The sequence below is a fragment of the Hymenobacter rubidus genome, assembly GCF_016734815.1.
GTDB lineage: Bacteria > Bacteroidota > Bacteroidia > Cytophagales > Hymenobacteraceae > Hymenobacter > Hymenobacter rubidus.
The window spans coordinates 86,440-106,691 of sequence record NZ_JAERQF010000011.1; the positions used below are offsets into that span (position 1 = coordinate 86,440).

Annotated in this window: 10 protein-coding genes; 4 read left to right on the plus strand and 6 right to left on the minus strand. The window is 62.3% G+C overall.

Going from position 1 to position 20,252, the window contains the following annotated elements; genetic code table 11:
* Positions 1–44: 44 nt before the first annotated feature.
* The 5 genes from JKL48_RS10195 to JKL48_RS10215 form a co-directional block, all read right to left on the minus strand.
* Complete coding sequence (locus JKL48_RS10195; protein WP_201982042.1) at positions 45–680, minus strand: phosphatase PAP2 family protein; 636 nt, start codon at positions 678–680, stop codon at positions 45–47.
* 96 nt (positions 681–776) lie between these two features.
* Positions 777–2,153 carry an aspartate kinase gene (locus tag JKL48_RS10200; protein WP_201982043.1) on the minus strand — a complete coding sequence of 459 codons (1,377 nt, stop codon included), beginning with the start codon at positions 2,151–2,153 and terminating at the stop codon, positions 777–779.
* A gap of 173 nt (positions 2,154–2,326) precedes the next feature.
* Complete coding sequence (locus JKL48_RS10205) at positions 2,327–2,938, minus strand: Uma2 family endonuclease (protein WP_201982044.1); 612 nt, start codon at positions 2,936–2,938, stop codon at positions 2,327–2,329.
* A 63-nt stretch (positions 2,939–3,001) separates the two neighbouring features.
* Positions 3,002–5,617, minus strand: coding sequence for a PIG-L family deacetylase (locus JKL48_RS10210; protein WP_201982045.1), 2,616 nt, complete (start codon positions 5,615–5,617; stop codon positions 3,002–3,004).
* Between the two features lie 185 nt (positions 5,618–5,802).
* Positions 5,803–6,594, minus strand: a complete 792-nt coding sequence (locus JKL48_RS10215) for a DUF3667 domain-containing protein (protein ID WP_201982047.1) — start codon at positions 6,592–6,594, stop codon at positions 5,803–5,805.
* A 156-nt stretch (positions 6,595–6,750) separates the two neighbouring features.
* On the opposite strand from JKL48_RS10215, the gene JKL48_RS10220 reads away from it, so the two are divergent.
* Entirely contained in the window at positions 6,751–8,403 is a 1,653-nt protein-coding gene (locus tag JKL48_RS10220; protein WP_236668714.1) for a S8 family peptidase, read from the plus strand.
* Between the two features lie 165 nt (positions 8,404–8,568).
* Here the strand turns inward: JKL48_RS10220 and JKL48_RS10225 are convergent, their stop codons facing one another.
* Complete coding sequence (locus JKL48_RS10225; RefSeq protein WP_201982048.1) at positions 8,569–9,378, minus strand: SDR family oxidoreductase; 810 nt, start codon at positions 9,376–9,378, stop codon at positions 8,569–8,571.
* A 330-nt stretch (positions 9,379–9,708) separates the two neighbouring features.
* Between JKL48_RS10225 and JKL48_RS10230 the strand changes: the two genes are divergently transcribed.
* The 3 genes from JKL48_RS10230 to rlmD all read left to right on the plus strand — a co-directional run bounded on the left by JKL48_RS10230 (position 9,709) and on the right by rlmD (position 20,233).
* Positions 9,709–11,925, plus strand: coding sequence for a GEVED domain-containing protein (locus JKL48_RS10230; RefSeq protein ID WP_201982049.1), 2,217 nt, complete (start codon positions 9,709–9,711; stop codon positions 11,923–11,925).
* A 112-nt stretch (positions 11,926–12,037) separates the two neighbouring features.
* The gene (locus tag JKL48_RS23395) at positions 12,038–18,583 is read left to right on the plus strand and encodes a T9SS type B sorting domain-containing protein (protein ID WP_201982051.1); all 6,546 of its coding nucleotides are present in this window, start codon (positions 12,038–12,040) and stop codon (positions 18,581–18,583) included.
* Positions 18,584–18,820: 237 nt separating this feature from the next.
* Positions 18,821–20,233, plus strand: a complete 1,413-nt coding sequence (gene rlmD, locus JKL48_RS10240; RefSeq protein ID WP_201982053.1) for a 23S rRNA (uracil(1939)-C(5))-methyltransferase RlmD — start codon at positions 18,821–18,823, stop codon at positions 20,231–20,233.
* Positions 20,234–20,252: the final 19 nt, after the last annotated feature.

Here is a 20,252-nt window from a genome sequence, read left to right on the forward strand (position 1 = left end):
AGATTTGACGCGGTAGCGCGGACTACGACGTCTGCGCTACTTGCTCATCCCGCCGGGGTGGGCCGTTGCAGCTGCCCGAACAGGAACGTGAGCGCCACCACCAGCCACAACGAAAACCAGACGTCGCTGAGGTAGTGCGCGCCCAGCACCAGCCGGCCCAGTGCAACGAGGCCCGGCAGCACCAGCAGCGGCACGCGCCAACGCGGAAACGCCAGCGCCAACGGCCAGAACAAGCTGAAATAAACGGCCGTGTGGTACGACGGAAACGAGTCGTTGTGCGGCCCGGCGGCCCACAGCCCCGAGCCCACATAGCCGCCCCCGAACTGCACTTCGGGCCGCAGGCGGTGCACGGCACCCTTCAGCACATTGGCCAGCACCATGCTAAACTCGTGGGTGAGCAGCAAGATGAGGAACAATGTAGCACCGCGTTTTTTGAGGGCGTAGCGGCCGACGCCGAAGGCCAGCCCCAGTGCCAGAAAAATAACGGGCAGGCCCACCACGTGCGCCATCAGGGCATCGTGCGCGGCATCGGCGGCGGCGGTGAGGGCAGCAAACAACGGCACCGCCCAAGTGAAATGCCCATGAATGAACCCGGCCAGCGGCTGGTCGAGCAACAGGATGAGCAGGCCGCAGGCCGGCAACGAAATGGCTGTGAAAAGCAGGAACTGGCGGAGCGTCATGGATTGTAGCGCGAACTTTGTAGTTCGCGTCCCCGCGCCGCTGAGATTGACACCAACGGCGAGGGGACGCGAACTACAAAGTTCGCGCTACTTCGCTTACCCCAGCGCCTGGTTGAGGGCCACGATGGCGGTGTTGTAATCCTCGCGGCCCACGATGAACTGGATGTTCACTTTGCGCAGCGCAAAGCCGGCGCTGCGGATGTTGATGCCCGAATCGGCGAGGGCGCCGGCGGCGCGGGCCAGCAGGCCGGGCTCGTCGATGTTGGAGCCGATGAGGCAGACCAGGGCGGCGGTTTGCACGGTCACGTTTTCGTACTTGGCTTCGAGGGCGGCCACGAGCTGGGGCTTGAGGTCCTTTTCCCAGATGAGCAGCGAGATGCTGTTGGCGCTGGTAGCCTTGAAGATGTAGCTCACGCCCAGGTCGTAGAACACCTGCATCAGGTGCAGGTCGAAGCCGGCGGCGCCCACCATCAGCGGGTCGTGAATGTCGATGATGACGACTTTATCGGTGCCGGTGATGACTTCGACGTGTTTATCCTTCGACACAAAATCGCGGGTGATGAGGGTGCCGGGGTGGTCGGGCTCGAAGGTATTTTTGATGCGCAGGTCGATGGCGTTTATTTCCAGCGGCTTCGAGGCTTTGGGGTGAATGGCTTCCATGCCCACGTCGGCCAGCTGGTCGGCCACGTCGTAGTTGGTGAAGCCGATGGGATGGCACTGGTCCACGCCCACCAGGTTGGGGTCGGCGGAGCTGAGGTGGTATTCCTTGTGAATAATGGCCTCTTTGGGGTGCACGGCCACGGCAATCTTGCTAAAAGTCACTTCGGAATAGCCTCGGTCGAATTCGCGCATAATGCCCTCGGTGCCCTTGGTGTAGCCGGTGGCGATGCAGATGGTTTTGGCGAATTCAATGTCGGCAAAGGCTTGCTTGATGCGCTCATCGATGGTGAGGGCGTGTGAATCGTCAAAGCCGCTGAGGTCGACCAGCGTGGCATGCACGCCCCGGCTTTGCAGGATATTGACCGAGTTGAAAGCCGAGTGCGCCTCCCCTATCGACGCCAGAATTTCGCGGGCCGCCTGCAGAATATTGGTGCTGTTGACGTAGCCCGAGGCCAGCACGTTCACCAGGCTGTCGAGGTAGGTTTGGGCCTGGTCGATGCGCTGCTGAATGAAGGCATTGGCCACGGCCAGGTTAAGGCCCAGGGGCTCGTAGTTCTTGTTCAGTTCTTGTAGCTTCACCGCCACGGCTTGCAGCGCCGCCCGAAACTCCTGCTGCTGGCTGATGTGGTAGTAGACGCCGGGTGCCCCGGTTTTCTTATTCTCCAGCAGCCAGTTGGTGACGTTGGCATAGGCCGACACCACCAAAATGCGGTTGTACAACTCGCGGCCCTCGCGGCCGTGGAAGATGATGTTGTCGAGAACATCGGCAAAGGCGGTCATCGAGGTGCCGCCGATTTTTTCTACTGTGAGCATGTGCGTGTTTTCGCCCTCCGCGCCGCAACCTCACCCCCGGCCCCTCTCCCGCGGAGAGGGGAGCCACGGCGGCGCTGGCGCGGAGGAAATCAATTCGAATATAAACAGGTCAGGTCGCCGGACAAACAGCCCAAACGACCTGCAAAGTAAAATCAGAAGCCCAGGAAACCGCTTTACCTGGGTTTATCCGCGAAAATATCGGCCCAGTCCAGCTCCAGGCCCGGCAGGGTGTGGCACGGAATAGCCCCCGGACTGGCGTACTCACCCGCCAGCTGGTAGCGGGCGGTGGCTTCGTCCAGCACAAACACCGAAATGTCGTTTTCCTGGGGCAGCACAATCCAGTATTCGCCCACGCCGGCTTCTTCGTAGAGGTCGAATTTGTCTTTCCAGTCGCGGGCGGCCGTGCGGGGCGACACTACTTCAATAATTAAATCGGGCGCACCGAGGCAGCCCCGGGATTCTATTTTAGATGGGTCGCAGATAACGCAGAGGTCGGGCTGCACCACGGTATAAATGGCGGCATCGGCCGTGGTGCCGGGCTTGGGCAGGCGCACATCGTAAGGGGCCACGCGCACCTGGCAGGGCTGCCGATACAGGTGGTTTGCCAGCCGACGATAAAGCTCGCCGACCAACGCCTGATGGGCATCGGTGGGCGCACTCATGCGGCGCATGATTTTGCCGCGCAGCAACTCAACCAGCTCGGTGAACTGCCAGCTGAGGTAGTCGGCGTAGGTATAGGAGCCGTTTGGGTCGAGTTGGTCGAGGGAGGTGATGGGGGCGGACATAGCGTAAAAATACGTTTGCGTACTCCGGCTACTGGAGCGGAGACGCGAACTACAAAGTTCGCGCTACTGCGCCACTTCCTTGCCGTAGGAAATCATGTTCGTGATAATGCGGTAGGCGCCCGGCACGCCCGCCGGCAGCTCCCGAAACAGCGACAAGCCCGTGTAGATGTAGTGCCCCTTGCCATAGTCCGTCACCAGAATGGCGCTTTCCTTGGGCGCTTCGCCGGGGTCGCTGCTGGAAATGACGGTCTGGTATTTTGGGTCCCATTTCGAGGGGTAATAGAGGCCCTGCTCCTGCACCCAGCCTTTGAAATCTTCCGCCGTAATCTTGTTCGGGGCGGCCAGCAGCGGGTGCTTCGAGAGGGTCACGGGGGCGTCTTCCACGGTCACGCGGTCCGTCGAAAGCGTCATGGGGTACGGGCCGATTTCGGGCAGCACGGTGCCGCGGTTCACCACGTATTGCACCACCACGTTGCCGCCCTGCTCGATGTATTTGAGGATTTCGGGCTGCTGGGTTTTGAGGCGGTCGACGGTGTTGTAGGCGCGGATGCCGACCACGAGGGCGTCGAATTTCTTGAGATTTGCTGCCGTGAGGTCCTTGGGTTCGAGCAGGGTCACGTTGTAGCCGATTTGGCGCAGGGCGTCGGGCACTTCGTCGCCGGCGCCCATGAGATAGGCCACGTTCTGGCCGCGCCGCTTCAGGTCGAGCTTCACCAGCGGGGCCACGGCTTCGGGGAAGAGGAACTGCGTGGGGATGTGCGGGTACTCAATCTTCTGGATGCCGCGGGTGTACGTTTGACCGTCAACCGTTGCCACGGCGCGCAACTCTGCTTTGCCTTCGGTAGTCGTAGTCGGAGAAATTTTAAAGGATACTGTTTGCTCGTCGTCTTTATTCGTCAAACTGAAAGGAATCGTGGCGGGCGTGACCCGCCAACCGGCCGGCACTTGCAAGGCCACGCTCCCGCTTACCCTAGCCCGGCCGGCGCGCAATGTCACTGGCACTGTTTGTCCGAAGCCACCACTTACCTGGGCCTGTAGATTGGTGAAAATATAGGAACGGGCGGGCGGCAGGTTCACCAGCACGGGCGGCACCACGGCCAGCGGCTGGTATAATTCGCCCAGCACGGGGTCGGTGTGCTTGTATTGGACGGGGACGGTGAATGCTAATGTTTCGCCATTGATTAGAAATTCACAGTCTACTGCCGCCGAAGGGAAATTTTCTGGCTGTCCGATAATCTGCTGACGCGTTATCACAAGCGGACCTTTGCAACCCGGATAGTAGCATCGGGTACTGATTATATCAGGCACCTGATACATACCCACGGTTCCTGTTTTGCGAAGCCAATACGGCTGTGAAATAGACATCGTATCCGCAATGGATAATTCGAGCTTTTCGTTTACCGCAATATTCTGCTTGAGTTCTTTATTCAGAGGACTCGTTTTACCGCTGTAATCTTCTGATGAAATAGAGCGTAACACAACGCTGCCCCCCGTTGCGCGACTGACAATTTCAACGTTAACCGGAAGCTTCTGCCCCGAAATTGCGGTTGCTTCCGTTGCTGTCGCGCCCACGTAGATTCCGGATGCTGCTTGCAGAAGCTTGTCGATGGCTTCAAATTTCTCACGCACCCAATAAAGGGTCGTTTGATTGTCTCGATTACCAGCCTTGGATTGCAAATCTGAAATTGATTTACGCGCCTTCAGCAGCCCCGCCACGCTGGCGCTGGGGTTGCTCGGGTCATACTTGCGAATCACCTCCTCGATGAGCTTGCCCACGGCCGCGCCGCCGGGCACCCGGTTCCAGGTCTGGTCCACGCCGTCGAACAGGTCTTTGGTGGCGGTGGCGCCTTTCACGGGCTGGAAATACTCCAGCGCCTCGCCCCGCTGGGCGGCCGAGCCGAAGCCCTGGCTGCGGTGGTTGCTGCGGCTGCGGGCCGCGATTTCGCCGTAGCTCTGGCCCAGCAGGGGGTTGTAGCCGCCGGCATCGAGCCGGAGGTAGCCGTCCATGTTTTCGCCGGGCTTCACGAAGAAGCTGCCGGTGTTCCAGAATAGCCGCTTGGGCTGCCAGGCTTGCACGTACTGGAGCTGTTCGGGGAAGCGCTTGGGGTCGCCGGCGGCGTCGAAGGCTTCGGCGGCGAGGATGGCGCTGGCCTGGTGGTGGCCGTGGCCGGCGCGGGCATCGGGCGGGAAGCGGGTGATGAGCACGTCGGGCCGGCGCTGGCGGATGACCCACACCATGTCGGCGAGCACCTGCTCCTTGTCCCAGATGCGAAAGGTTTCGTCGGAGGTTTTGGAGAAGCCGAAGTCGTTGGCGCGGGTGAAGAACTGCCGGCCGCCGTCGAGGCGCCGGGCCGCCAGCAGCTCCTGCGTGCGAATCACGCCGAGGCCTTCGCGCAGCTCGGGGCCGATGAGGTTCTGGCCGCCGTCGCCGCGGGTGCAGCTCAGGTAGCTGGTTTCGAGGAGGCGCTCGTTGGCCATGTAGGCGATGAGGCGGGTGTTTTCGTCGTCGGGGTGGGCGGCCAGGTACATCACCGAGCCGAGGACGTTGAGCTTCTTGAGGCCCAGCAGGATTTCGGAGGAGGTGTAGGTTTTGGGCGTTTGCGCCTCCGTCTCAATGAAAAATGAGCAATGAGCAATGAGCAATAAGGCCGTGAGGAGCGGGCGTAGGGAACGAGTCATGCGCGAGAAACCGGGTTGAGGGCGTGAAGTTACCGGACGAGGCGCGTGGTCCGGTCCGACCGCCCTAGGCGGTCCGACCGGTTGAAGGGCGAACGAGATGAAAGGGTTGCTATATTTCGTTTGCCATCTGCACTTACTTCGACCGGTCAGACCGCCTAGGGCGGTCGGACCAGGTGGTTCCTCCCTCAACCCTGATACACATAGAGGTTGAAGGCGGCGTAGTTGAGCGCGTAGTTGAGCAGGCCGGCCAGCACGCCCACCAGCACGGCCCGGCCCAGTGCGCCCCGCCAGCTGAGTCCCAGTCCCTGCCGGCCGATGAGGGCCAGGTAGGTGACGATGATAAGCGCCTGCAGAATGGCCGTGCTCAGGCCGGCCTGCCGCACCTGCAGCAGCACGGCGGCGGGCAGCGCCACCAGCAGAATGAGCTGAAACGCGCAGCCCATCACCACCTGCACCAGCACGGCTTCGGCGTAGTTGAGACCGCGCCAGCGGTAAACGGCCCAGGTCAGGAGCGCCTGCAGAGGCAACAGCACCAGCCACCACACGTTGAAAAACGCCCCAATGGCGTGGAAATACCCTTCGACGCGGCCCAGTTGGGCGGCGTTCAAGGTGGCGTGGCGCTGCATCTGGGCCACCACGCCGCTGCCCACGCCCTCGTAGTAATGCAGCTTCACGCCCAGCAGCGTGGCCAGGCCCACGGCCAGCAGCAGGAATTGAAACGGGTTGAAGTGCCGCTTACGACGCCCCGCCAGGTAGTCGGCTACCAGCACACCCGGCCGCAGCAGCACCAGCGGGATGAAGGCGAAGTTGCCCTTGTCGGCGTGGGTGAATACGTGCAGCACCTCGTGCAGCACGTGGGCGGTACTCAGGCGGTGGGCCGGCGCCTGCCCGCAGCGGGGGCAAAAGCAGCCGGGCGGGGCCAGGGCATGGCCGCAGTTCAGGCACGAAGCAGCGGGAGCAGCGGAGGCGTCGGACATGGGCGCAATATAAAAGAACCACGGCAGGCAAAAGCCTGGGAACGGGGCGCAACAGCTTGCGGCGCTGGCACGTCTTTGGCTCCGCTGAAATTTAGTTACCTGAATCTTGGTTTACTTCGCACACCCGCCGCAGTGTCGCGGCTCTTTCCTTTGCTCATGACGATTTACCCCCTCCACCGCTGGTCGCTTGCGCTGGCGTTCATTGCCTCGCCCATGCTGGGGCAGGCCCAATCCATAAACACGCCGGCTTCCACCCCGTCTCCGGCCGGTGACCAGAGCGCCGCTCAGTGGTACCTCAAAGACCCGCAGCTCGACAAGGTGCCCGGCATCGGGGCCACCCGGGCCTACACCGAAATCCTCAAAAACCTGGTGCCGACGCCCGTGGTGGTGGCCGTCATTGATTCCGGCATCGACACCGCCCACGTCGACCTGAAGCCCGTGCTGTGGCGCAACTACAAGGAAATTCCCGGCAATGGCATCGACGACGACCACAACGGCTACGTGGACGATGTGCACGGCTGGAACTTCCTCGGCGGCCCCGACGGCCGCAACGTGAACGCCGAAACCCTGGAAATGACGCGCATCGTGGCGGCCGGGCGCAAGCGCTTCCTCGGCAAAACCGCCAAGACGGTGAAGCCCGCCGACCAGGCCGATTTTGCGCTCTACCAAAAAGCCGAAAAAGCCTACAAAGCCCGCCTGAAGGAAGAAGGCGAGCGGGCGCAGTACGTTGACGATAATGTGGGCCCGCTGACCATGATGGTAGCTGCATTAAAGAAGTCGCTGGGCACTGAAAAGCTGGACACGGTGGCCCTGCGCAACGCCCAACCCAACGACCCCAACCTACAACAGGTGGTGGGCGGCCTGCTGGGCATGCTGCGCCAGACCGGCGTCCCCGACGCCGATGCCCTGCTCAAGGAACTGAACGGCGCCGCCAAGCAGGAGCGCAGCATGCTGGACAATTCGCTGAACCTGGACTTCAACCCGCGGGCCGACATCGTGAAGGACAACCCCAACGACGTGAACCAGCGCAACTACGGCAACAACGACCTGCAAGGCCCCGACCCCACCCACGGCACCCACGTGTCGGGCATCATCGCGGCCGTGCGCGATAACAACCAGGGCATCCAGGGCATTGCCGCCGACCCGGTGCGCATCATGATGGTGCGCGCCGTGCCCGACGGCGACGAGCGCGACAAGGATATTGCCAACGCCATCCGCTACGCCGTGGACAACGGCGCGCAGATTATCAACATGAGCTTCGGCAAGGAATTCTCGCCCCAGCGCCCGGCCGTGGAAGCCGCCTTTAAGTACGCGGCCAGCAAAAACGTGCTGCTGGTGCACGCCGCCGGCAACGAAAACCACAACCTCGACCTGGCCGACAACTACCCGGCCTCCTTCTACATCAACAAGGCCACCATCCCCAACCTGCTCACCGTGGGCGCCTCGGGCCCCAAAGACAGCCCCGCCCTCCCCGCCGAATTCTCAAACTACAGCAAGAAAGGCGTCGACGTATTTGCGCCCGGCGTGGGCATCTACAGCACGTTGCCGGGCAGCACCTACGGCAACGAAAGCGGCACCAGCATGGCCTCGCCCGTCACGGCCGGCATCGCCGCCGTGCTCAAATCCTACTTTCCCAAGCTCACGGCTACCGACTTGAAGCGCATCATCATGCAGTCGGCCCAGGTGCACCACACGCAAGTACTAGTGCCCGGCACCGATAAGAAAGCCGACTTCTCCACGCTTTCCGTCACCGGTGGCGTAGTGGACATGTACGAAGCCGTGAAGCTGGCGCAGAAGGCGTCGTTGTAAGAGGCGATTATTACCAAGCTATAAAAAGCACGTCATGCTGAGCGCAGCCGAAGCATCTCGCTCGTGGTAGTAATCAATCCCCTTTCAACGATTGAATTACTACCGCACGCGAGATGCTTCGACTGCGCTCAGCATGACGTTCTGCTTTTACTTTCTCTGCAAACCTTACCCCACGTCCACGCCCTTTTCTTCTTTGCGGAAGTGGTTCAGCACCAGCTTATCACTCAGACCGGGCAGGAGCTTATTGAGGAAAACCACCAGCTTGCCCTGGCCGGTGAGGGTGATGGTGCGCTTGCGCTGCTGCACGGCCTTGAGAATTTCCTCGGCCACGGCCTCGCTGCTCATCATGGCGCCTTCGTCGCGCGGCGATTCGCCCTGCGCCGAGCCATCGGCCGCCAGGGCGGTCTGCCGAATATTGGAAGCCGTGAAGCCCGGCGCAGCGGTGAGCACGTGCACCCCCTGGTCGAGCAGTTCGGTGCGCAACGCTTCCAGAAAGCCGTTCATCGCAAATTTGGAGGCCGAGTAGCCCGTGCGGCCCGGCAGCCCCCGATACCCCGCAATGCTGCTGATGCCCACAATGCTGCCCTTGCTGGCCAGCAGGTGCGGCAGCGCAAACTTGGTGCTGAACACGGTGCCAAAAAAATTGGTCTGCATCAGCCGCTTAATCACGTCCAAGTCCGCATCCTGAAAGCGGGCGCGCATGGAGATGCCCGCGTTGTTCAGCAGTACGTTGAGGCCGCCGAAGCGGGCCACGGCCTCCTGCACGGCGCGTTCCGCGGCGGCCTCGTCGCCCACATCGGCCCGGATGGGCAGGTTGGCAATGCCCGCGGCCGTCAGCGCGTGGGCTGTGTCGGTCAGCTTGGCTTCGTCGCGTCCGGTGAAGGCCACCCGGTAGCCGGCGCGGCCAAAGGCCAGCGCACAGGCCCGGCCAATGCCCGAAGTGCCGCCGGTGATGAGAACTGTGGGAGTTGCCATAAAGGAAAAAAGCTCGCAGGAGCCCGTGGAAAGCGTTTATCAAAAAATATAGGCAAACTTACGGCCGGGTGGTGCGATTTTTGTGCAACAGTTTTTGGATAAATCAATCGATTGTGGCGCAAGCATAATATCTGCCTATACCGTTGCGCGCATTTTTAGGTAATGGTCGCATCAAGTTCGGATGTGGCCGATTGAAATTTAAAAACGGCCGATTTTGACTGCTTCATCCTTGTTTTCTGCTTACATTTATCCACTGAATTCTATTTCTTTTCCTCTTAGTACCGTATGAACCCACTCTTACGTTCGTGGACCCGGCTTGCACCGGTTTTTTTGGCTGTTTTACTGGCGCTGGGCGCGTCGCCTACGGCCCAGGCGCAGGGCACGTGCGGCATGGTGGCGGCGGCCTGCACGCCGGGCACTGCCAGCAGCCCCATTGCCTCTTCCTTCGGCCTGGCTATCCTCAACGTAACGGTTGGGACGAGCGTTCTGGCCAACCGCACGGCCTACACCACCGGCTACCACGATTTTACCTGCACGGCCAACGCCCCGTTGGTAGTGGGCCAGAGCTACCCCATCAGCGTACGCACCACCACCAATGCCGTGCAAAACGTATTGGTCTGGATTGACTACAGCAACGACGGAGCCTTCAGCGCCAACGAGTTGGTTTTCCAGGACTTGGTGGGCACTACGGCCACGCACTCGGGCACCTTCACCCCGCCCGGCACTGCCGTGCTGGGCACCCGCCTGCGCATGCGAGTGGCCACCGACTACTTTGGCAGCCCCATCCCCACCTCCTGCTCCACACCCGTCTATTCGCAAACGGAGGACTACAGCGTAACCCTGTCGGCTAACGTTAACCCGCCCGTGGCAGCCTTCACCACCAGCGGCAACACCACCTGCACCGGGTGCGTGCAGTTCACCGATGCCAGCCAGAACGTGCCTACCTCCTGGAGCTGGAACTTCGGCGACGGCACCCCCGTCAGCACCCTGCGCAACCCCAACCACTGCTACACCACGGCCGGCACCTACTCCGTAACCCTGACGGCCACCAACGCAGCCGGCTCGAACACCAGCGCTGCCACTTCCATTGTGTACAATACGTCGGTGCCCCTGGCGGCCAGCTGCACGCCCCTCACCAGCGCCTATTTTGCCAACTACGGCATCACCCGCTTCCGGTTGGGCACCATCGACAACACTTCGGCCGACGGCAGCGCGGGCTACCAGGATTTCACCTGCCCCCAGCGCACCGAGGTGATTGCCGGCGTTAACTACCCAATGATTATCACCACCGGCGGCACCAACCCGCACGATATCCGGGTGTACCTCGACAAAAACAACGACGGTATTCTGACCACCACCGAGCAGCTATTCGTGAGCCTGAACACGGCCAGCCCTGGCACTACGTTCACGTTCACGGTGCCCACCGGCACTGTCCTCAACCAGCCCCTGCGCCTGCGCGTGATTGCCGATGCCGTGGGCTCGGCCATGGGCCCCTGCACCAACCAAACAGCCGGCCAGGCCGAAGACTACACCGTCATTGCCCGGCCCAACACGCTGCCGCCCTCGGTCAACTTCAGCACCAACTACGTGGCCGGCGGCTGCGTGAACCCCATTCAGTTCACCGACCTCACCACCAACCTGCCCACTTCTTGGCTCTGGGATTTTGGCGATGGCTACACCGGTCCGCAGCAAACGCAGCAAAACCCGCTGCACACCTACGCCGCATCGGGCACTTATAACGTGACGTTGTCGGCCACCAATACCAACGGCACGGCCAGCGTAACGCGGTTGAATGCGGTAACCATTCAGGTGCCCTGCCTCACGTACTGCGCTTCCAACGGCACCGGCAATTCGTTCTGGATTACGTCGGTGAGCGCTTCGAACGCTACCCCAGCCTTCACCAACAACTCCGTGAATTCGGCTACGGGCTATACCTTATATACGACGCCGCTGATTTCCACGTATCCCGGCACGTCGCTCAACTTCACGGTGGGCACCAACCTGGCCATTCAGCACCGCACCGCTGTGTGGGTTGACTGGAACCGCAACGGCACGTTCGATACTTCGGAGCTGGTGATAAACGGGGCCCCCACTACTATTCCGCCGCCGAGCACCTTTACCGGTGTTATCGCCGTGCCCACTACCGCGAGCGGCAATACTTACCGCGTCCGGGTGCAGGCCGTTGTGAACACGAACGCCCCCAACGCCTGCGCCATCAACATTGCCAATGCGGAAGTAGAGGACTACCAGTTGCGCGTGTTGCCCCTGGCTACCCGCGATGCACTGGCGCTGCCCAGCCTCGGCCTCTTTCCTAACCCGACGCAAGATGGCCACGTGAAACTGAGCCTGCCCGACGCTGCTGCCGCCGGCCTCTACACCACCGAAGTACAGAACCTGCTCGGCGCTACCGTGCTGCGCACCACCCTGCGGCTAGGCCCAGGCGCCGACGCCGAGCTGGACCTGAGTGGCCTGGCTTCGGGAGTCTATGTGCTGCGCTTGCGCGACGCTCAGGGCCAAACGGCGCTGCGCCGCCTGGTGCGCGAGTAGGCTTATTTTCCAGGTAGTCTTCGTGTTGTTCATCTAGCCCCCACCAAACTCAGCCGGCGACCCACGTATCGCCGGCTGAGTTCTTTCGCATTCCTACCCTTCATTTTTTTATATGTCCACAACCTTACTACGGCGTTTTTTTGGGCCGATTTTACTGCTGGTGCTGCTCGTTCTGGGAGTTCGGCCGGCGCAAGCCACTCACCTGCTGGGCGGTGAAATGAGCTACCGCTACCTCGATGCCAACGGGCCGGCGGCGTCGCCCTTTCGGTACGAAGTCACGGTGAATATCTACAGCAACGGCCTGTATCCGACCACTCCGGGCATTACCGGGCCACCCGCTACTGCGCCGATTACCGTGTACAGCCGTACGAGTGGAGCCGGCGGTGCAGTGCTGGGCAACTACTCTCCCGCCCGGCAAGGTGTGCTGGGCAACCCCATTGCACCCCATGTGCCGGCCGGGTGCGCGGTAGTAGGCCCCAGCCAGCCGTTTTACCTCTGCCGCTACGTGCAGATAGTGACCGTGCCCTTTGCTGCCGATGGCTACTATGCGGTGTTCTCGCTGGGCGCCCGCAACAACGACATCGACAACATCAATAACTCCGGCGGGCAAAACCTGGTGCTATCCGTGAGCATGGCCACGCCGCTGATTTACAACCGCTCGCCGGTATTCTCGGATACGGCCGTGGCCATTGTGTGCCAGAACGACACCACACTCACGCTAAACAACGCCTACGATGCCGACGGTGACCGACTGGTGTATTCCTTCGGGACCCCTTACGGCGGCCTGAACGTAACCGCCAGCACTCCGCCGGTTTTCAACTTCCAGCCGGTGCCCTACAAGCCGAACTTCAGCGCAACGGCTCCCTTTGGCCCAGGCGCCGGCAACTTTGCGCTGCTCAACGCCAGTACCGGGGTAGCCAAGTACGGCGGCACCACCCTCGGCAAATACGTGGTGGCGGTAGACGTATCGGAGTACCGCAACATCAACGGTCGGGAAGTGCTTATTGGCACTACGCGGCGTGACTTGCAGCTTGTGGTAGCCAGCTGCCCCACTACGCCGCCGCCGGTGATTCCGACCCTGAACGTTCCCCGGAACTACACCATTGAGGAAGGCCAATCGGTGTCCATCCCCATTTCGGCCACGCAGGCCAATAACCATCCGCTGGTGCTCACGGTGAACAGCGCCCTGCTCGATGGAAGCGGGCCTTACAACACCACCTTCAACGGCAGTACCGGCACGGTGCTGCCCGGTAACCTGACCGGCACGGCCACGGCCACGGGCAACGGCACCGTTTCGGGCACCTTTGTCTACAATTCGACCTGTGGCAATGCCCGGGCCAACCCCTACGACATCAGCGTGCGAGTGCAGGACAATGGCTGCGGCGGCAAGCTGGCCGTTGACATTTTCCAGGTGACGGTGACCCGCGCCGCCGGCCCCACGGCCATCAACGGCCCGGCCACCGTGTGCGACCCCGCCACCGTGCGCACCTACACGGCTACGGGCGCCACGCCGGCTTCGTACCGCTGGCGCATCACGGGTGGCACCATCAACAGCGGCCAGGGCACCAGTTCGGTGAACGTGACCTGGGCCAGTGCCAACAGCACGGGTACGCTGGTGGTGAAAGGAATTTCCTCCTACGGCTGCCCTACTGACTCGGTCACGAAATCGGTAGACATTCGGCCTTTGCCGGCCCTCAACGTTACGGCCAGTGCCCCCAACATTTGCCTCGGCGGCTCGTCGGTGCTGACGGTTACCGGCCAGGCCGGCCTGACTTACACTTGGTCGGGCGGCGGCCAGTCTTCTACCAGCAACACCATTACGGTATCGCCTACTGCCACTACCACCTATACCGTTACGGGCACCGATGGCACTTGCACCATTACGGGCACCGTGACCGTGACCGTGACCCCACCGCCCACCGCCAATGCCGGCGCCGACCGCAGCGTGTGCCCCGGTGTTGCTTCTACGCCCCTGGGCGCTGCCCCAATTGCGGGTGCTACTTATAGCTGGAGCCCGGCCATCGGCCTGAGCAGCACCACCGCCGCTCAGCCCACCGTGACGCTGCCCAATACCACCGGTGCCCCCATCACCCAGGTATACACCCTGACGGTATCGGTAAATGGCAGCTGTTCCAGCCAGGGCACGGTCACCATTACCGTCAACCCTGCCGCAACGGCCGACGCTGGGCCTGCCCGCGCCACTTGCTCCAACGTGGCTTCGGTCGCGCTGGGCACACCCGCTCTGCCGGGCTATACCTACAGCTGGAGTCCGGCTACTGGCCTAAGCAGCACCACCGCGGCGCAGCCCACCGCAACCATAGCCAACACCACCGGTGCACCTACCACAACGACGTACACCGTAACCGCGACCAATGCTACCGGTTGCTCTGCTACTTCTACAGTTGTAGTTACGGTGAACCCGGCGGCAGTGGCCACGCCGGGCCCGGCGGTGAGCTTCTGCTCGGGCCTGTCGGCCACGCTGGGCACGGCCCCGGTGGCCGGCACCAGCTACAGCTGGAGCCCGGCCACGGGCCTGAGCAGCACCACCGCATCTAACCCCACCGTGACCGGCACCAACACCACGGGCGCCCCAATTTCCACTACCTACACCCTGACCGCCACCACCGCCAACGGCTGCGTGGCCACCGCCACGGTTGTCGTGACTATCAACCCCGCCGCTGTAGCCGACGCGGGCCCGGCGGTGAGCTTCTGCTCGGGTTTATCGGCTACGCTGGGCAGCGGCACGCCAGTAGCTGGCACTACTTATGCTTGGACACCTATCACAGGTTTGAGCAGCGCCACTTCGCTGACGCCGACCATCACGCTGACTAACACCACCGGCGCGCCCATCACCACTACTTATACGCTGACCGCCACCACCGGCAGCGGCTGCGTGGCCACCAGCACCGTGGCCGTGACCGTGAACCCGGCGGCAGTGGCCACGCCGGGCCCGGCGGTGAGCTTCTGCTCGGGCCTGTCGGCCACGCTGGGCACGGCCCCGGTGGCCGGCACCAGCTACAGCTGGAGCCCGGCCACGGGCCTGAGCAGCACCACCGCATCTAACCCCACCGTGACCGGCACCAACACCACGGGCGCCCCAATTTCCACTACCTACACGCTGACGGCCACCACCGCCAACGGCTGCGTGGCCACCGCTACAGTTGTGGTGACCATCAACCCCGCCGCTGTAGCCGATGCGGGCCCGGCCAAGTCGACGTGCTCGAACGTGGGCGTGGTCATCGGCAGCGGCACGCCCGTGGCCGGCACCACCTACGCCTGGAGCCCCACTACAGGCCTGAGCAGCGCCACGGTGCTGACCCCGACCGTGACCCTGCCCAACCTGGGCACCGCCAACATCACCCAGACCTACACCCTGACCGCCACCACCGCCAACGGCTGCACCGCCTCCAGCACCGTCGTCGTCACCGTATTCCCCGCCGCCGTGGCCAATGCGGGCCCAGCCGTGAGCTTCTGCTCGGGTGGCACCGCAACGCTGGGCAGTGGCACGGCGGTAGCTGGCACTACGTATGCCTGGACCCCCACCACGGGCCTGAACGACCCGACGGTTATCAACCCCACCATTACACTGACCAATACCACCGGCGCTCCAATTACCACCACCTATACCCTGACGGCTACTACCGGCAATAGCTGCGTAGCCACCAGCACCGTAGCCGTGACCGTGAACCAGGCGGCGGTGGCCAACGCCGGACCGGCCAAAACCACCTGCTCGAACGTGGCCATTACCATTGGCAGCGGCACGGCTGTAACCGGCACCACCTACGCCTGGACCCCCACCACGGGCCTGAGCAGCGCGACTGCACTCACCCCTACCCTCACGCTGCCTAATACCACGGGCGCGCCCGTCACCACTACCTACACCCTGACCGCCACCACGGCCCAAGGCTGCACGGCCACCAGCACCGTGGCCGTGACGGTGAACCCGGCTGCCGTGGCCGATGCGGGCCCGGCCAAGTCGACGTGCTCGAACGTGGGCGTGGTCATCGGCAGCGGCACGCCCGTGGCCGGCACCACCTACGCCTGGAGCCCCACTACAGGCCTGAGCAGCGCCACGGTGCTGACCCCGACCGTGACCCTGCCCAACCTGGGCACCGCCAACATCACCCAGACCTACACCCTGACCGCCACCACCGCCAACGGCTGCACCGCCTCCAGCACCGTCGTCGTCACCGTGTTCCCCGCCGCCGTGGCCAATGTCGGCACCAGCCCAAACCTCCCCGTCTGCTCGGGCGCATTTACTGATATTGGCTCACCCATTTCTGTCCCGGGCACTACTTATGCTTGGACGCCTACAACTGGTCTGACTAATCCAAATTCGCCGGGCACCCGTGTCTCCATCGTGAATACAACGAGCGCGCCCATTGTTTACACTTATACCTTGACGGCCACTACCGCGAATGGTTGTGTGGCCACCAACACGGTAACTGTGACTGTGGCACCAGCGGCCGTGGCCGATGCTGGCCCCGATGTGGCCGTCTGCGACCTGAAGCGCTTGACGCTGGGCACACCGGCCCGCGCTGGCTACACATACAGTTGGAGCCCAACCACCGGCTTGAGTAATCCAACCGCTGCCCAACCAGTCCTCACTGCTTCGAATACTACTGGCGCGCCTATTACCCGTACGTATACGGTGACGGCTACTGATGGACAAACCGTCAATCAGTGCTTCACAACCGATGCCGTGGTCGTGACAATTAATCCCCGCCCCGCTCCTTCCACCATTGTCGGTCCGGTTTCGGTCTGCCCCACGGTCACCGGTATTGCTTACTCGGTGGCGAACCCCGTGGGTACGGCTTTCCAGTGGCTCATTCGCGGTGGTCAGATTACCAGTGGCAACGGCACTCCGGCCATCACCGTGGACTGGGGCGTGGCCAGCACCGGCGGCTACGTCAAAGTATTCAGCCTGAATGCACAAGGATGCTCTTCGGACACCACCACGCTGAACATCATCATCAACCAGCAGCTGCAAACGGTACGGCCCACGGGCCCCGGCGACATCATTGCCGCCCCGCCGCTGCCGCGCTCGGTTTGCCAGGCCGATGGTCCTTACACTTATACCAGCGGCGCTTATGCCAATGGCTCCAGCTACTCGTGGGTAATCACGGGCGGGCGGCAGGTGAGCACCTTCCAGAACACGGTGACCGTGCAATGGGACCCCGTGACGACGCCCACTACCGGTACTATTGTCGTAACTGAAACGAGCAACCCATCCGGTGGCGTTTGCCGCGGCACTTCGCAGGCACTGCAGGTACTCATCAACCCCTCGCCCCTCACCACGCTGGCCATTGTGAGCCCGGTACGCGTGTGCCAGACCGGCGGCCCCGTGACGTTCTCGCTGCCCGGTGGCTTCACCGGCTCGACCTACGTGTTCCAGCTGAACGGTACGACGGTAGCCGGCACCGGCAGCACCCGCACCCTGACCACGCTGCCAGCCCCCGGCACGTATTCGCTCACGGTGCGCGAAACCACTTCGGCCGGCTGCACCGGCCCACTCTATACCACGCCGTTCACGGTGAACCCCACCCCGGTGGCCCCCACCATTTCGGGCTCGGCCTTCGTCTGCAACGTGGCCACGCCGCAGCAGTACAGCATTGCCAATGCAACGGCCGGCTCGACCTATCAGTGGACTGTGACCGGTGGCATTGTGACGGCAGGTGCCGGCAGCAGTCAGGTAACGGTACTGTTCAACGGCACAGCTCCCTACACGGTGAGTGCGGTGGAAACGACAGCTACTCCGGCGTCCTGCGCCGGGCCGGCCACTACCCGCACCATCACGCTCGACAACCCCAGCGTGACGCTGACCGTGGCTTCGGTTGATGCGACCAGCAACAACCGCGTCATCCTGACTTTGAGCGCCCCGAGCAGCGGCAGCACTCCGAACCCCGTGCGCATCCTGCGCCGCGTGGCGGGTGTAGGCACGTTTGCACCGGTTGGTACGGTACCGGCTTCGGCCACTACCTACACCGACAATAATGCGGTGGACGCCAACGCCAACACCTACGAGTACCAGCTGGACCTGACCAACGGCTGCGGCACGGTGGTAAACAGCACCGGCGCGCAAACCATCCGTCTGGTGGCTACGCCTACTAATGGGCTAGGTGGCTACGACCAGGGCAAAACGACCCTTACCTGGAACGCCTATGTGGGCTTCCCGGTGGCGGAATACCGCATCTACCGTCGTGCCGACAACGGCACTGCTGCCCAGCTCGTACCCACGCCTGTGATTACAACCTCGGGCAACACCCTGACGGCCACGGTACCCAACGCGAATGCCGGCTCGGCTTCTGGTGCAGGCTTCAGCCAGAACTTCCGGGTGGTGGCCGTGAGCACCGGCGCCACGGCCCTGCTTTCCAACTCTAACGAGGTGGGCGTGACCTTCACGAACGATACCAAGACCTACAACATCATCACGCCTAACCACGACGGCAAAAACGACGTGCTGGTGATTGACAACATCCAGCTCTACCCTGGCAACACGTTCACGGTGTTCAACCGCTGGGGCCGCGAGGTGTACAAATCCACCAACTACCAGAACAACTGGGGCAGCGACGACAACATCGCCTCCGGCACCTACTACTACCTGCTCACGCTGCCCAACGGCACGAGTAAGAAGGGCTGGGTTGAGGTAGTGAAGTAAGACCGCAGATTGTAACGGATTTGACGGATTACACAGATTCGCAATAGCATTTCTGGCCCCAACAAAAAAGCCGCCCTGCAGGGCGGCTTTTTTGTTGGGGCCAGAAATGCTAATTTTTATGGGAGCTACTGGATTGCATGGCAATGGTCGACTGCCACGCCATTTATATGCCGTATGAATCTGCGAAATCCGTTTAATCTGCTTAATCCGCGGTTCAGACAGTAGTTTTGCACCCTTATGAGCCGAGCCAAAAAAATAGCCCCCGAGTTACTCCGTAACGTCACCATCCAGGACATGGTCGCCGAAGGCAAATGCCTCGTCCGCGTCGAGAACCTCGTCATTTTCGTATCCCAAGTCGCCCCCGGCGATGTCGTCGACCTGCACGTCACCAAAGCCAAAAAGAGCTTCCTGGAAGCCGTGCCCGTCAAGTTTCACCAGTATTCGGAGCTGCGCACCACGCCGTTTTGCCAGCACTTCGGCACCTGCGGCGGCTGCAAGTGGCAGCACCTCGGCTACGACACCCAGCTGCATTTCAAGCAGCAGCAGGTGGTCGACCAGCTCACCCGCATCGGCAAAGTGGCCCTGCCCGAGATTCCGTTCATCCTCCCCTCGCCCCAGCGTACCTACTACCGCAACAAGCTCGAATACACTTTCTCGGACAACGGCTGGCTTACCACCGCGCAAATCAACGACGACACCCAGACCTTCGACCGCAACGTGCTGGGCTTTCACACCCCCGCCCGCTTCGATAAGATTATCGACGTGCAGCACTGCCACCTCCAGGCCGAGCCCAGCAACGAAATCCGCCTCTTCGTGCGCGACTACGGCCGCGCGCACGGCCTCGAGTTCGGCAACATGGTGCGCCAGACCGGCAACCTGCGCAACCTCATCATCCGCACCGCCCAGAGCACCGGCGAAATCATGGTGATTCTGCAGTGCTACCGCCCCCACGACAGCATCGAGCCCCTGCTCGACGCCCTCTACGCCAAGTTCCCCGGCATCACCTCTCTCAACTACGTCCTCAACAGCAAGGGCAACGAAACCTTCCACGACCTCGACGTCATCACCTACCGCGGCAAGCCCTACATCGAGGAAGAAATGGAAGGCCTGCGCTTCCGCATCGGCCCCAAGTCCTTCTACCAAACCAACTCCGAAGGCGCCCACCAGCTCTACAAAGTAGCCCGCGAATTTGCCGACCTCAAGGGCGATGAGCTCGTGTACGACCTCTACACGGGGGCCGGCACCATCGCCAGCTTCGTGGCCCACCAGGCCCGCAAAGTCATCGGCGTCGAGTACGTGGAGCAGGCCGTGGCCGACGCCCACGTCAACGCCGAAATCAACAACATCACCAACACCGAGTTCTACGCCGGCGACATGAAGGACATCCTCACGGCCGACTTCACTGCCCACCACGGCCGCCCCGACGTCCTCATCACCGACCCGCCCCGCGCCGGCATGCACCCCGACGTGGTGGCCCGCCTCCTGGAGCTGCGCGCCCCCCGCATCGTTTACATCAGCTGCAACCCCGCCACCCAGGCCCGCGACTTAGAGCTGCTGGATGCGGCTTACAAGGTGACGCGTGTGCAGCCGGTAGATATGTTCCCCCACACCCACCACGTGGAAAATGTGGTGGCGCTGGAGTTGAAGTAGACAACAATTAATTAACGTC